Below are 15,157 nucleotides of genomic sequence, written 5' to 3'. Positions count from 1 at the left end.
GGAAATCTGATATGACTCAGCAAGATCCGTTTGGCTTAGTTAATGACCGGTATAAAAGAAAGCTGTATGTAGATACAGGCATGAAGTTTGAGCCAGTGAACGGAAGAATTATTGATCCGTACTCTTCACCTTCGCCCAATCCACAAGTGAGGGAAATTAAAATGATTAATGCTCCCTCACATTTTCATCAGATGGGCGTGTCTTCGTACAAGGCCATCATTAACATCTTGTTTAAAGATAAACAATCCTATCACGACTACGCCATGTACGTAGGCTGGACACACAAATTTTATGATGAGAAGGGCAATATTTATGTTGGTGTAGTAGAGTCCATCAAAGTTGACCCTATTTTCTACCATCAGGATACGATGGATAAAGATCAGAAGGGGTACAAGGTCGAATTGACCATGACCCTGATCAAAAAAGATGGTTATGACCGTAAGAGTGCCATACAGTTTCAGGATTTACAGACGACAGAAGGGAAGGACCACTGGGCAAGAGATTCCATTGAACGCTTGGCTGATTTGGGACTGACGGTTGTAACACAATTGGATGGCACACCCATTCTATATTTCAGACCGGAAAACTTCATAACCAGAGCAGAGTTTGTTACTTTCCTGATGCGTACTAAGCGTTTGCTGGAACGAACAATTCGAGAGTAGGGTGACCTACTCTCTTTTCTGTCTATTCTAAAGATAGGAGGTGTTTATCATACGAAAATGGGTTGATGTAAACGAAGGGGACTGGTTCTATAACGATGTTATGGAAGCCACGAATATGGTTTTGGAAGATGGTGAAGTCTTTGTGGCCGGAATCAACTATAACAAGTTTGAGGAAGGCAAGCCTTTTGTATATGAAGAAATCAAAGGGAAAGCGGGGCAAACCTCATTTAGTCTGCCTGTGCTGATTAAACCAACAGATGACAATCCACTGTATGTGTTTATTGATGGTGTTCAAACGATCTACCAAACGGCTGAAACCAATAGTAAGGGATTAACTGATGTGGAGTTGTATACGGGTGTAAAAGCAGGACAGGTGGTGTCCTTCTGTAGTTATGGTGAACCGTTGCTGGACAGTGCTTGGAAAAGGCCGCCCGTCTCCTGGACTGGAGATCTGCCCAGAGCTGAACTTAGTGCAGCGACGACCTATTTCTACGATCCATTCAGTCGTAATCATCAGGAATATTTGTATGCAGCAGGCCAACCGCTTCGCAGACTCAGTATTCCTTCCGAGGTATGGGGTGATACCAAGGGGGATGCCGCGGCGGTAACCAAAATTGCAACAAAGGCTATTGGTTACCGAACGGATGTATATTGTGTCAGCCCGGGGGGATCGGTGTTTCTTCCTTTTAATCTGAACGGTGTCACTTGCAAGTTCAATTATTGGACGAAGAATAACAAATTCAAGAGTGAAGATATCAAAGCGACAACCCTCAAACCAGCATACAACAATTGTTTCTTTCCTAATGCCATTATACAACGGGGAGAAGCCTTTCATCTGATTAATAAGTTACGCAAGGTGTTCTATGCCAGATTTACGGACATGGAAGCACCAACGACGGAGATTAATCAGCCTATTACGGCATTTCAAGGTCAACGGGTTTTTAGACTTAACGGCAATTATCCAGCAGGTAAAAAGAAACTTAAAGTTACAGTGAAATTTAAAGACGAAAAAAAAGATAAAGACCAAGAAACACCGACTTATTCGGAAATTGACAACCACACGGTTGTTTTTAATCAACCTTTCTCAGAAGGCGACGAAGTGACATTCTATTATCTCAAAGATGTGAGCGAAAGGTTCGCAGACGTCGGCAAAGATTCGGCCATTTATTATCGGGACAAAGAGGAGCGAGTTGTACAGAACAAGGATGCCTTCTGGAAAATAGCCGTCTCAGAAATGGAAGACGAAACATTTGCGAACAATGATCCACTAATTGCTGGCATTCCGATCAATAACAAGCTGGATGGTGCAGCGATAGTAACAGATATGGGGAGACCTACAAATGGCACAGAGCAGGCAGAGGTATGGTTCCTTGGGAATTCCGCTATGACCCGGGCTGAAGCCGTAGCTTTCCTGGACCGATTCATGAAATGGACCATCGAGCGATTCAAGTAAGGGGGAGATTACAATATGATTCCAATTTCGGATGAGGTTATGAATGTGCTATCCCAGCGTCTGAAGCTGGGTGAAGGAGCGCTTCCCAATATCCGGGTCGAAGTAGATCGGCTGGCATTTATCCCGGGACGGACAGAAGAGTTCAGGCATATCGTAACCGAGCAGGTACCCATCATCAGTACAGAATCCGTTTGGGTGGATGAGTCGAGTAATGGTATATATAACGGTTCGACTCAAGCGAATGCTCAGGAGATTTTTTTTCCGGTTAAGGGTAAAACGATTGATAGTATTACAGTTACAGATAATTTTGGCTCTCCTCGTGATAAAGGTACAAGAATTCATAAAGGTATTGATTTGTTTGATGAGATTGGAACGCCGATTTTGGCTGCATGGGCTGGAAAGGTTGTTCGAATATCCTATAGTAAAACAAAGGGTGCTGGTAATGCCGTAAATATAAGACATGCAAACGGTGTAATCACTAAGTATTTCCATTTAAAAGAGATACTCTGTTCGGTGGATGATGAAGTAGCTCAAGGGGCTGTCATTGGAACACTAGGCAATACGGGTGGCGTATATACCGGTGGTCATAAGGTGTCTGCGGCTGAACGTGCGGTGGGCAAGGGACGACATCTACATTTTGAAATTTGGGAAGGAGTCAATCCAACAACGAGAACTGGAGAAGGTGGTAAGGCAGTTAATCCTCAATTGTATTTCAAGGGACAGCGCAAGTTGCACGGAAATGCGAAAACAACATTTACTGATATAAAGCCGGTTCAGGTCGAAGGATATCCTGGAGAGATCAAACTGAATGAGAAGTTCGACAAGCGAAACTGGCATGAGAAAAACGTTTATACAATCGGATTGAAATTTTTGGATTATGCCAAGATTGAATCGGGCTGGACTATGTTTGATTCAGGAGGCAAGTTGCTATACACCTTTGAAGGCAAAGCTGCCGTAGCTGAATTTGAGATTAACGTTACGAAACTGAGTATGCCTACGCAAGGGCTGCTTAGTATTGGAATGGGGACTAATTTTAGTGAAGTGGAAGGGGATTCTTTCGCTGTGGTGATTGATGGTAAAACGTATGCCTTTGTCAATAAGTTTAACGGGGCATATGATCTGACCAAACTCACGGAATTGAATAATATTGTGATCCCTGCAAAAGCCAAGAGTATCAAGATTAAGGTGACCTATGGGGGCAAACAAAACCCCACTGTCCCAACCGGGTCTGTTCCTGCTTCGAGTAAGAAGTATAAAAAATTCGCCATTGATTATATTCGCATACAAGAGTTGTTACCTGCTCCGTTGAAGAATCAAAAGAGTGAAGAAGGGCTCGATCCGTCTAAAGGATATTATCAAACGAACAGCTACGGAGATTTTATCAATAATAGAAGGACAGAGACGGATGTTATTCAGGTCGGGTCTTTTGTCTATATGGACACGCAGGTTCTTCCCAATATCATTAGTGCCGAAATCGATGATCAGTTTGATTCTGAAGCCAGGGAAGCACGGCTGACCATCTCCAATCCGAGAGGATTCTTCTCCCCGGATTATAATCCTGCTCATTTTCCTGAGCTTGGGGGTGTGCCGTCTCCATGGTCTTATTTCGCAAACGGATTCCATATCGGGGTGCTGAGTGAAAATACACCGATACGCATATATATGGGATATGGTCAGCACATGATGCGGGTATTTACTGGACTGATTGACAAGGTGGACATCAATGGCGAAGGCTCCACGCTGGAGATTACGGCCCGAGATATGTACAAGCGCATTATCGAGAAAGTCATTTCCGAGAAAAAAGCTTATCCAGAAGTAGATGAGATTGATAATGTGCCAGATCCGGTGCCGCCTGCAGCAGTTGGCACGGACCGGACATCATCCATAATTCAGGCCGCACAGGCCCAAGCTGAAGCGTATGGTGTACCTGATCATAAGTTTTTGCTTGCGATATGCAGGCACGAGACCGTTCTCGGAACACAAGGTAAGGGTAAAGATGAGAACGGTAGCTTTATTCTTGGATATGGCTGTCCTAGTAAAAGCGAGTGCAATCCCCTTTACAAGGGAATTCAGGAGCAAATGAAGCGCGGAGCAGAACGGATGTCCAAAGCACTAGCTTCCAGAGGTAAAAAAGTGACTTCAAAAGCCGATGTACTTTATTTCCACAATGGTGGAGACATTGCTCCCATGACCTGGAGTCAAGATCGGGAGAATTGGGTGGACAAGGTATGGACCTATTATCAGGAGATGCTCGCAGATCCGGCAAGCTGGACCATTACAGCAACCTCCACCCCGGCAGTTACACCAACACCAGCTCAGCCTGTAGAATTTGAAAAGCCGGCTTGGGTCAAATCAACGGTTGTACTAGATCTGGTTAAACATGCGGGTATGGTGGGTTGGCGGGCAACCAGTGAGGATCGCTCTTATCCTGACTACGTGATTGACGAGACCTATCTGATTGAAGTGAATCAAAAGACGGGCAGGGTCATTGTCCCCGTACCGGGTCAGGAAGGTGAGTTTGAAGTCAAGGACGCAAGCACTGTGCTGACACCGAACGGATGGCTTAATCCATTTATTGAGGAGTATGGCAGGACGTTTGAGCAATGGTCTGCCAAAGTTACGGAAGCTGTTCAGGAGGTGATCTCGGAGATTCCCTATCGAAGCTATTGTGACCGTTATGGTACGTACCGACTGGAGCGCCTGAATTATGACAAACCGGTCGTGGCAGAGTTTTCCGAGAATGACAATCTGATCTCCATTACCAAATCCACGGATTGGTCCAGAGGAAGAAGCCACATTGTTGTTATCGACTCGAATGATAGTCAGAGCAGTTTCGTGGACAAGGAGATTCTGCTCGAACTCAAAGGAGAAATCCGAACCATGGTGCTGGCCGTTCCTTGGGCGAAGACGGTTGAAGCCAAGAGACAGGTGGCAGAACGAGCTTTTTTTGATATGAAACGGATGTGCCGTACGCTACAGGTGTCCATTCCTGCGAATCCTGCGCTTGATCTGCTCGACAACGTTATTGTGACGGATAAAACGACCACCACACGAGCTGTATATACGATTAAAAGTATTAAAACCAGTTATTCGGTTGACCGTGGCATGTTACAGGTCATTGATATGATGTGGGCAAGAAAGGGAGTGATGGTGTAATGGCCGGCATTGTGAATGAAAATATTGTATTTCCCGTGCTGGATCTAATCCACCGGGAGCTTCGCAAATATAGCAGTATCTCCAATTCGAATGTTTCTCCCCTTGAAGGTGAACCTTCCGTTACATTATATCGGGAGCACATGCAGGACCCGGACAGGGTGACTGGAGCAGACCTCTTGTATGAATCGGCATGGAAGGTTTCGATCTGGATGAAGTTTGGCTCAGAGGATGAGGAAGACTTTCCTTCCGGAGTGGGCTATTCCCACCCGGATTATGATTATTACAAGTATTTCAGACTAACGCAGGTGACGGCCCGTACATATGATCCGAGTGGAGAGTCGATGTTCACTTACAATATTGGTCTAAATTATGATGACGAAGGACGCTTAACTGGAACGAGCGTAAGTCGTATATAACATGTAGGAGGTGGTTCCATGGCATTTAATGTATCTTACATCGCGGGTGGCGTCATCGACAAAGTGCGCGAGCTGCCGTACCCACACTTCAGTAAAAAGACGATCCCGTTCATTCGGGGACAGATGTTGGACATTCCGGCGGCCAAGACCACCAAGTCTGATACGTTCACCTTGGCGTATGACACAGAGTTTCTGAGCATTGCATTTGCTGCGAGCCACTACTGTGTCGGCGATTACTGGGAGCTGATGATCGGGACTGAAAAGGTGTGCCGCACCATTTATGCGAAGGAACTTCCCGAGTCGGTTTCTATGGGGAACAGTTTCGGAATTGTCTACCCGATTCCGGCGGGGACGACCATTAAGTTTGACTTCTACAACGCGGTGGCTGAAGCCAAGTCGGTCTGGTACAACATCAAATTTTTGAGATAAGGAGGGTGACGATGGCACTGCAAAAACCGCAGACGAACTTTGCCGCTTATATTGACGGAGAGTCGGAAGCACAAAAACTAATCAACACGCTGGCCGATGAAATCGTAGGTGCTGATATTCCCAAAGTAGAGGGCGGGATTGACGCCAATCGCTGGGAGAAGGTATACGAATCTAGCGGAGCTGAGTGGGTGACCTACAGTAAAAGTTATCACAAAGGTATTGTTGGCATGTACACCCATTCGGATGGAAATCAGTATGAAGTATACAAAATTCCGGATTGGACTGAAGCCAAAAATTACACAGGAGAATCTGCCTTAGATGCGGATGGGTGTTTATGGGAAGTAAGACAAACCTATTTTGACGAATCAGCTGAAGGTATGACTCAACCTGGCACAGCAAACATCGGAAAAACTTACGGCAATTATAAGACAGGACGTAAAATTCAGGTTGTACAATTCAATTACAAAGATGCTCAGACAAATGAAACAATATATGTTGATGTTCCTGGTTGTTTGGTAACTGTTGTTGTAGATAATTCAGTTCCTGATGGGTACAGAGCATATCTGGTACGACAGGTGATTGGAAACCTGGATGGCACAACAAAACCAACAAAGGAATGGAATCAGTTTGAGATTGTCACAGAGATGCCTACAGATTGGGCATATGCAATCAAGCTAGTGTCTAAAGGCAAGTACCAATACAACTTAACCAGAAGAGTTAACGACTATCAATATAATCCTTACTGGGCTTGGGGTAATATTGTGGATTATTCCTATGAACCTGTAAAGCAACTTTACAAGTTCGATGAACTGTTCTATACAGCTGATGTATTGAACAATGTAACTGCTCAGACCGTAGTGAAAGCAACTCCTACAGTTCCCACAGGGATTCAGGTTCGAGATTATTATGTCATGTTTGAACAGCCAGCCCATGACTGGAATTACATTAACATCTACTATGGAGAAGGTTTCGAGGGGAAAGTTGCTCAAGGAAGCCAGCGCGAAACGTATGATGGGATCTGTGATCCTGCAACCATAACGATTGGGAAGGCACCTACAGTCATTGACCAATTGAAGGCACATTATATGTATTTGACATGGAATGATTCATCAGCCATTAAACCTTTCATCCCACCGTCCACGAAGTGGAAGCTCGATTATGACGGCAAGACAGAGATCGTAAGCCCTGCAGCTCGGTTTTTCCACGGACGACATTCTACAACGTCATGGTTGCCTAACAAAAAACGCAGACCGGATTACCTGGTAGCTTACACTTTATCGGTAAACAATGATCGAGTAGTTCTTGTTCTGGAAGGTGATCCTTCACCGAATATTCACAGCTATTACCGCAGTTTTGGATACATAGGCAAGATCGTTCCGTTCAATGATTACGACCATGGAGGCAACTTTGGTGTCACTGTAGGTATGGGTGATCTGCGAACAGATATGACAGGTTATACGAAAAATGATATTCTCACGGATCTTAATCCGGATACCTATGCCGAATACGGTGAGTACACTTCAAATGGTATGGACTCCATGTCCATGTTGAAGACACGCAGTAATGTCTTGTTCCAGCGGTATTACCCGGCATTTATTTCGCATCTTCCGAACTATCCTTCTGTGGGTAAACTTCCCCCGGGCCTCTCGAAATTGATTGTAGATACGGATGGGTTCCAGAAGTCCCTATGGACAGGAAAGTATCACGCGAGCCCAATCTACCTTGTGCATCAGGCAGAAGGATACCGAGGTTATATGGACGGTGTAGTTGCGATATACGACCATAATTTGGTCAATCGCGATGAATTGATCGTAGACACAGAAATTCTGAAAGATCCTTCCAAACCTGCATTGGGTACATGGACAGAGGTTTACAAGTTTTTCAGTATCAAGAGTCCGTTGAATCTATTCAAGCATTCCCCATCACCAGATGTAATTACGATTGCATTTTTGAAAGAGATAAAATAAGGAGGATTACATAATGGCAAATTTTAAATATGTAGAAACAATCACTACTTCACAGGACGTGTTGACAAAACTGAAAGAGGAAGTTACAGGGTTTAAGAGTTTCCCATTTGAATCCACTGCAGGCGAGTCTCAGGAACAAAATCTGTGGGAAGTATTTTACGAAGAAAAGGACAGTAGTGACCGTATTCAGGAACTTATTCTTCGCGGGATCATGACCATTGGAACACAAGCAACACCGATTACTAAACATTTCTATGTAAGTTTCATTAATCATGCTCTGGTACCACGCGTCGTTGCACCAGTTCCAGCCTATGAGGAGCATAGTACGTTGACTGTTCAGCTGCTTGAAGGATTGGAAGGCAGCGAACCAACTACACTACCAGTTACCACTCGCCCTACATTCAAGCTAACAGGACATCCGGTACTCTACCAATGGGCACTGGAAAACTATACACCAACGGATCGGAATAAAGAAAAACCTGTATACATGTATGTAAATGTCATGAACAATCGCTTGGCGATGGTTCTCGTCGCTGACCCAGCAGTAAACTTCCTTGATTACAAAAAATCCTTCCTGTACGCAGGTGCATTGAAACCGTTCAAATACAACCTGAATGACGTAGACGGAAACGTAATGCTGACAGCTGGAGCAGTAATCGAAGAACCAGATATCTCTCAGATTGCAACAACAGGAACGTATTACTACGGTCAATATACTTCTGCAGGTAACAACACACTTCAGATGTTGAAAACCAAATCAGGTATTGAATTCCAGCAGCACTATCCTTCCTTTATCACACAAGCTCCACCGAAAGGTAAAGCTTATCAAGATCCGGAATTGGGGGATACGGGGTTGGAACTGGAGCCTCAAGGCTTCCAGGCGTCCAAATGGACATCCAAATATCACTTGTCTCCGATCTACGTGGTTCACCCTTACGAGGGCTACCGCGGTCAATTCGATAACTGCATCGCGGTTACGAAGCATAATATCCTTCACCTGGATGAGTTAATTATTGATGTGGAAGGCAAGTCCTGGGACCAAGAAGTGTATCGTTACTTCGATACCGATACAGCGCAGAATTTCATGAATCTGTCTGCCAACCAACGTATGGGTGTGGCTATTCTGAAGGAAGTCCGTTATACGGCGTAAGTTAAACTGAATCAAAGCTGAGTCGTATAGATTCAGTGAGAGGGAACTTTCTGAGACTCCACTCAGGGGTTCCCTTTTTTTTAGTTGGAAGGGGGCAGTGACGTGAGTCAAGTAGTCAATAAGTTTGATTTCACCGTTATAGATTACACGACAACTCAGTACGGTTACCTGTTTACAGTCGGAACTACAGGAAGCAGGCCTGAGGATTATCGATTTATATACATGCCTTACAGCCGGTATCCAAGTGTCCTGATGCTTGATTTTTACATGGCAAGATCGATCTCACATGGATTTAATCATCAACTTGTGGAAGCGATTCGCAAGGATCTGGAAGGAGAAGAACGATTTATTGTCCTAAGTGAAGCTAAACAGGATAAAGAAGGACTTCTGCACAGTTCCATGGAAGGATCGAGCTCAGCTACCAAGCAAGGCGATGTCATGGAATTTTCGTTTGAAATGCAGCGGTCTGCGTTAATTGAAGCTTTGGAGATGGATCATCAAGATGAGGGCCACAGACCCGGAGGTTTAAAGGACTCATTCATTCCTGAAGATATGTCAGAGGGCTGGCGCGTAGATAACGATAAAGAGCTGAAGATTGTCCGTAATTTGGGTTTAACTCGTAACTTTGTTAAGAATCTGGATAAGCTGGAGCCTGGAAAAATCAGTTTCAGGGTTAGTGAATTTGGGATGATTGCGGACTATGCAGATAGTGCAGAGCAAGATAACAGCTCTGAACTGGTGATTAAACAATTGATACACTCTGTTCGAAACGATAAACCGGATATGGATGTGGCAGAGGTTTTCGAGAAAGTGGAGAAGATCATTGGACGATCCACACAAAATGAATTTTTGTTAGAAGCCATTCAAGACCACTTCAGAAGTACAGAACTTGAGAGAAGTCTCCAGTCCCGGAAAGTAAGCAAACAAGATGTGGAAATTCTATATCAGGACCTGTTAGGTTTACGTGATGATCATAAAGAAACATTTGCTGATCAAGCTACGATGATTGGGAAAAGGGTAGATGATCATCAGCAATTATCCATTCTCTCTGATATGTCGACTGCTTATATTCGTAGATTTCAGGAAATAAAGTATATGCACCTTGATCGGACGTTGCCGTTAGCCCAAAGAGTGGATAACATTTCACAATTGACACTCATGCATACACTGGGAACAGCTGTGCGAGAAACAACTTTTGGTGGAACGACTACAGGCACAATTGTTCAAGCAATCAGAGACATCGAAGAGAACATGTTTCTTTCACGACTGAATCAGGCTACGCGGGTAATTGAGAATGAAATGACAACTCATGAGAATGTTCTTGCCAAACTGAAGGATCGTCAGTACCCCACTGTTCTACATACCGAAATGAGAAGTACGCGAGAAGTCAACAAGCAACTTTACTTTCATGATGATCTCAGTCAAAGCAGCCATGACCAACATCGAAATGCGTTAGTCTTTCGTCCGAGTGATACCCTTTGGCATCCGCTCCAAGCTCACAGAATTATAGACAAACATCCAGCAACTACAGCATCCGGTATCATTTTGGCATCCAGAGATATAGGGACTATTACGGATGTGGAACGACAGTTTCCTTGGGCTGTTCGAGATCAAGTAGAAGATATGAACGTCATAGGTGATTTGACTACGGGGCAAAGAGTTTATGTGGAGAAAATGTATATTGAGCATAAGCGTCCTAAGGCACGACGAATTTATGTGGTTCATAGTGAGGTGGACCGTCATGCAGAACAGGCTTATCGTGAAAGTAAGGAGCACGGTTTTGTTTTCAGAGATTTGCAGGAGAGCAGAAGGATCAGTAAGGTTCCTGGGTATGTAGAGAAGGAGAGTAGGTTAGGCAAACGAGTGACTGCAGAGGCTCTTGAAATACTCAACAAGCAATCACTTGGTGAAAGGGAAAGCAAGTTCGATAGCTATATTGAGGACAAGTTCCATACTGCAAAAACAGAAAAAAGGAATTTGTTCATCCCGAACAGCGAGGAAGGCGCAGAAAGAAAAGCATCCTTTGAAAGCTATACGGCAGGTTCAACAACGGCAGAAAGAGCGTTGGCTCATGATTTGTGGTTACCTGAGTCTGAGGACCATTTGGCTGACAAAGAATTATTACGTTCTACCATGCTCGAAAAGCTAAATTCGTATGGAAAGAACGATGAACAGAAGTATGTACATCTGACTGACAAACCACTTGTATCACATAGAGAGTCTAAAAAGCTACACCTGGAAACAATCCTGCAATCCATCCGAGATAATAGCCGACCAACCATGATTCGAGACGAGCTTTTAGACAAATTGGTTGGTGGAGGATGGTTGGGGAATAAAGCATACCCTGGATATCTGGACGAGGAATTTATTGTTGGGGAGATCTTGGAGAACAGCCCGGCAGTCATCCTGGAAATGATGATGGAAGCTGTGAATAATGCAGACGCTTCGGTTTATTTTGATGAACCGTTTTTGGCCGGGATTAGAGAGCGGGTAGATGCGTTAATCGATTGTGGGATCTTAACAGCTGATAAAGAAGGAAGCAGATCAGGCATCATTTCCTTCAATTTCGAAGGTGCGAAGGAATCTCAGCTTGGTGATATAGGGACGGAACTCTCAGAAGCATCCAAAGATTTGAGCATAACAGTACTTGAGGATGAATCTCGATCGGCTGAACTGAACAGACGTAATTCTACTCTAGAGACAGACGTTTTCGAGGGAGTGAAAGTAAAGGAAGATCAGCATGGCGAAATTACGGAAGTCATTTACGGCGCAGATTTTAATGCAAGACCGGCTATTATTGAGTTTGAAGATTCATTAGGTTACCTGAATCCTGGAGGGGGATTATTCCCGGATGACCCAGCGTATGAAGGAAGTCAAGTTGAACGCAGAGGACAAACCTTTGATGAGTACGGGATAGGCGCAAAATATAAACGGGACGGAATGGCTCTCGACCATCATATCGTGAGCTCCAACATGAACCGTGAGAGTGTGATTCATACCGAATTTAATATGGGCGGGGTTTCCCGGTATCGATATGGAATAATTGATGATGAATACACCATGGGTGGCACGAACTTGCGCCAGATGCTTTTGAACAGCGAATATGCTATTGGAACGTCAAAGACTCGTGAGGGATACTCGTATGATCAACAACTTATGGCTACTAATCCAATAAGAGAAGGTTTAATCAGTGGTGAGTACTCCATAGGCACAGCCAAGATCAGACAGTTGTATTTGAATGAGAGCTACTCTATTGGCATGATTGAACCACGTCAGGCAGCTATTGATATAGATTACTCACTGGCGACTTTGAAATGGAGATCTGCGCTGCTCAGCGAGGATTATTCCATAAGCAGCTCGAAATATCGAGATGGAGTAGCTGAGATTGGATATACGCTTGGTTCATCGTGGGCAAGAGAAGGTGCGATGGATATCGAGTTTAACGAAGGTATGCGGCAAGCTTGGGAATCCACGTTGGTAAATATTACTCCTGAAGCGATTAGGGTAGATCGATATGGATCGGTGCAAGATGAGATATCTCTAGCCACTACTGTAATGAAATCTGCGTATCTTGACGATATGCTGACGGCTCATTCAATCATGCGCAAAGGACAATTAAACGTTGAAATCATTTCGGATAACATGAACAGATTATCCCTCATGCTTGAAGATAACCATTTTACAAGAATCGTGAAAGAGGCATCAGTTCATGAAATTGAGAGTGAAGTTGTCAAGTTACGCTTGAGTGAATTGCATGGTGAGGGTTGGTACGGTGGTAAAGGTATCAGAGATACTGACTTGGTCGAACTGATCTATGATTCGATAAAGAGTAAAAAGGATTCAGCACTGGATCATGATGTGATTCTTGCATACAAGCATACTCATGACGCTTACCTTCATGAGACAACTGATAGCACGATTGAAAAGATTGCTAATCTTGAAGAACAACTTATAGCGGATAAACCGCAAAATGGTTACCTTGACCTCACGTTACCACTAGGCGGTACAAATCTGAAATATGCAGATGTTCCAGTGGAATCTGTGGGTGGGACGGGGCTCACTTATGGAGATATACCTGTAGAGATTGTTGGCGGAACGAATCTGAAGTACGGTGATGTTCCAGTTGAGATCGTTGGTGGAACAAACTTGAAGTATGGAACAACAGAGATTGTACTCTCAGCGGACAAACCCCAGTACGGCAATATGGAAGAGAATCTGCTCGCCGACAAACCGCAATATGCATATTTGGAAGAGAACATGTACGGTCTGAAAAATGCCAAAGATTCCACTATTGATGAGCAAATTCATGCGTTTAAAAACGGTAATGAAGCTGATTTGATCCAAACGCTTGAGTTAAATAAAGAGGATAGGTCAGCATTCCTTCATGACAACCTTTTGGCGGTAAAAGCTGAAAGATGGGCGCATACCCATGAGACGATCAATGATGTAGTGAAACTGCGAAATGGATCGTTGGATCAGGACATGTTCTACGGAAACAAGGAATTTAATGAATCCATTTTGGACATGGAACTGGTTGGCTTCCAATATAAACAGCTAGACCTGATCCAAAGCGAATATGCTTACCTTAAAACGAGAGACGTTCATATTGAAGATAACTCGTTCATGAGCTCCAGAAGTTCTTATGACGCGTATAACCATCAATTGGATTCTGGAATGAACTTGTTAAGAAGCACGACTCTGGATTGGGAGCAATTCGCAACGGAGAAAATAGATCGATATGGTCATTCACATGAAATGGAAAGTGGCGTTGGGGGTGAGCGAGCCGGTGAGCATTTTGATGGGATATATGGTACCACACTCCAGAGGTTTGCTTTCTCCAGTGAGGAGTTAAGTTACGGAAATAGTCTTCCATACACAAGTTACATTGTTAATGACGGCGAGAGCTTTGGCAGTAAGTTAATAGACCCGGGTTATCTTAGTGAAGATGATTTTGAAGGGATAACAGAGGAACGTGAATCTAGCATTGCAAGAGAGTTGCCGACTGGTATAGCGAACGCCAGATTGTCTGAAATTGAAGATCCTGATTCTCTCATGGCTTCATTTGAAGAACGCTGTTCTCAAGTCATCACAGGTTTTATTTTCGCTGAAAGACCTGAGAAAAGAGCAGAGTATCTGGAACAGTTGCACGCGTTCCTTCCCGAGAGAACAGCTCATCTTATGGAAATGTATCACGAAGCCAAGATGGAACCGCGTGAGAGCTTCACACTGACTGATCACCCGGTGGCTGAACGGGAATCCGCTGATGCTTACATTCCAATGATGGATACCATGGCACAGGGTCTCATATTCGATTACTCGGAAGATCTGCTCGATCGAGGGATGGATCCTGAAGATTGGGAAGGTGGTTTGGGTGTGCCGGAGGACTATGATCCGAATGATCCATTTAATGTGTACTATCCGTATTCCAAGGATATGGATGCGCTGGAATTATCCCAATCAGACGATTGGACTAAATTCGGTCAAGGTGATTGGGATCGGGATCCATTGCTTGGAAAGTTTTATTCCAAGGCAGATACGAAGGACATCAGTGGATGGTACCGCAATAATTTCCTGGCTGAGACGTATAAGTTCTCCATTGATTTCAAGGTGGATACAAGTACGGATGGGGATGGCGCAGGAATTATTTTCAAATACTTCGATGAACATAATTATTGGATGTTTATGGTTCACGGAGGAGACAGCGATAACAGTCTGGATATGAGAACGCCGATGCAGCTATATAAAATCGTTGCTGGTAATCCAACTGCAGTGGGCTCTCCGATGCAACCCTTTAAGTGGGAGAAGGATAAATGGTATACATTGTCCGTGTCGGTCATGAAAAATAAACTCCAGATCTACACAGATTCGAAATTGCAATATGATCTGACGGGCACCGATTAACTCGGTGCTCTTTTTGTCGTATA

General features: G+C 44.1%; 8 protein-coding genes. All 8 read left to right on the top strand.

Annotated elements, in window-relative coordinates:
* The first annotated feature begins 11 nt into the window (after nt 1-11).
* The 8 genes from C170_RS07225 (at nt 12) to C170_RS07190 (ending at nt 15,134) form a co-directional block, all read left to right on the top strand.
* Nucleotides 12-662 (top strand): S-layer homology domain-containing protein, encoded by a 651-nt coding sequence (locus C170_RS07225; RefSeq protein WP_036607803.1) that lies wholly within the window; start codon nt 12-14, stop codon nt 660-662.
* Nucleotides 663-777: 115 nt separating this feature from the next.
* Complete coding sequence (locus tag C170_RS07220; protein ID WP_051447055.1) at nt 778-2,115, top strand: hypothetical protein; 1,338 nt, start codon at nt 778-780, stop codon at nt 2,113-2,115.
* A gap of 15 nt (nt 2,116-2,130) precedes the next feature.
* Nucleotides 2,131-5,271, top strand: a complete 3,141-nt coding sequence (locus C170_RS07215; RefSeq protein ID WP_036607801.1) for a M23 family metallopeptidase — start codon at nt 2,131-2,133, stop codon at nt 5,269-5,271.
* Nucleotides 5,271-5,687 carry a hypothetical protein gene (locus C170_RS07210; protein WP_036607798.1) on the top strand — a complete coding sequence of 139 codons (417 nt, stop codon included), beginning with the start codon at nt 5,271-5,273 and terminating at the stop codon, nt 5,685-5,687. The genes C170_RS07215 and C170_RS07210 overlap by 1 nt, the downstream gene beginning before the upstream one ends.
* An 18-nt stretch (nt 5,688-5,705) precedes the next feature.
* A complete protein-coding gene (locus tag C170_RS07205) occupies nt 5,706-6,116 on the top strand; it encodes a hypothetical protein (protein WP_036607796.1) in 411 nt (136 codons plus the stop codon).
* An 11-nt stretch (nt 6,117-6,127) separates the two neighbouring features.
* Nucleotides 6,128-8,083, top strand: a complete 1,956-nt coding sequence (locus C170_RS07200; protein ID WP_036607793.1) for a hypothetical protein — start codon at nt 6,128-6,130, stop codon at nt 8,081-8,083.
* Nucleotides 8,084-8,096: 13 nt separating this feature from the next.
* Nucleotides 8,097-9,233, top strand: coding sequence for a hypothetical protein (locus tag C170_RS07195; protein ID WP_036607790.1), 1,137 nt, complete (start codon nt 8,097-8,099; stop codon nt 9,231-9,233).
* A gap of 102 nt (nt 9,234-9,335) precedes the next feature.
* Nucleotides 9,336-15,134 (top strand): hypothetical protein, encoded by a 5,799-nt coding sequence (locus C170_RS07190; RefSeq protein ID WP_036607787.1) that lies wholly within the window; start codon nt 9,336-9,338, stop codon nt 15,132-15,134.
* Nucleotides 15,135-15,157 lie beyond the last annotated feature (23 nt).

Origin of the sequence: Paenibacillus sp. FSL H7-689 (assembly GCF_000517905.1) — a bacterium.
Taxonomy (GTDB): domain Bacteria; phylum Bacillota; class Bacilli; order Paenibacillales; family Paenibacillaceae; genus Paenibacillus; species Paenibacillus amylolyticus.
The sequence above is the reverse complement of the archived record's forward strand: the minus strand, read 5'-3'. Positions and strand labels throughout refer to the sequence as shown.

Excerpts from the sequence above, each read along its gene's own strand:
- C170_RS07205 (WP_036607796.1), top strand. The coding sequence starts at position 5,706 with ATGGCATTTAATGTATCTTACATCGCGGGTGGCGTCATCGACAAAGTG.
- C170_RS07220 (WP_051447055.1), top strand. The coding sequence starts at position 778 with ATGGTTTTGGAAGATGGTGAAGTCTTTGTGGCCGGAATCAACTATAAC.
- C170_RS07200 (WP_036607793.1), top strand. The coding sequence starts at position 6,128 with ATGGCACTGCAAAAACCGCAGACGAACTTTGCCGCTTATATTGACGGA.
- C170_RS07210 (WP_036607798.1), top strand. The coding sequence starts at position 5,271 with ATGGCCGGCATTGTGAATGAAAATATTGTATTTCCCGTGCTGGATCTA.
- C170_RS07215 (WP_036607801.1), top strand. The coding sequence starts at position 2,131 with ATGATTCCAATTTCGGATGAGGTTATGAATGTGCTATCCCAGCGTCTG.
- C170_RS07195 (WP_036607790.1), top strand. The coding sequence starts at position 8,097 with ATGGCAAATTTTAAATATGTAGAAACAATCACTACTTCACAGGACGTG.
- C170_RS07225 (WP_036607803.1), top strand. The coding sequence starts at position 12 with ATGACTCAGCAAGATCCGTTTGGCTTAGTTAATGACCGGTATAAAAGA.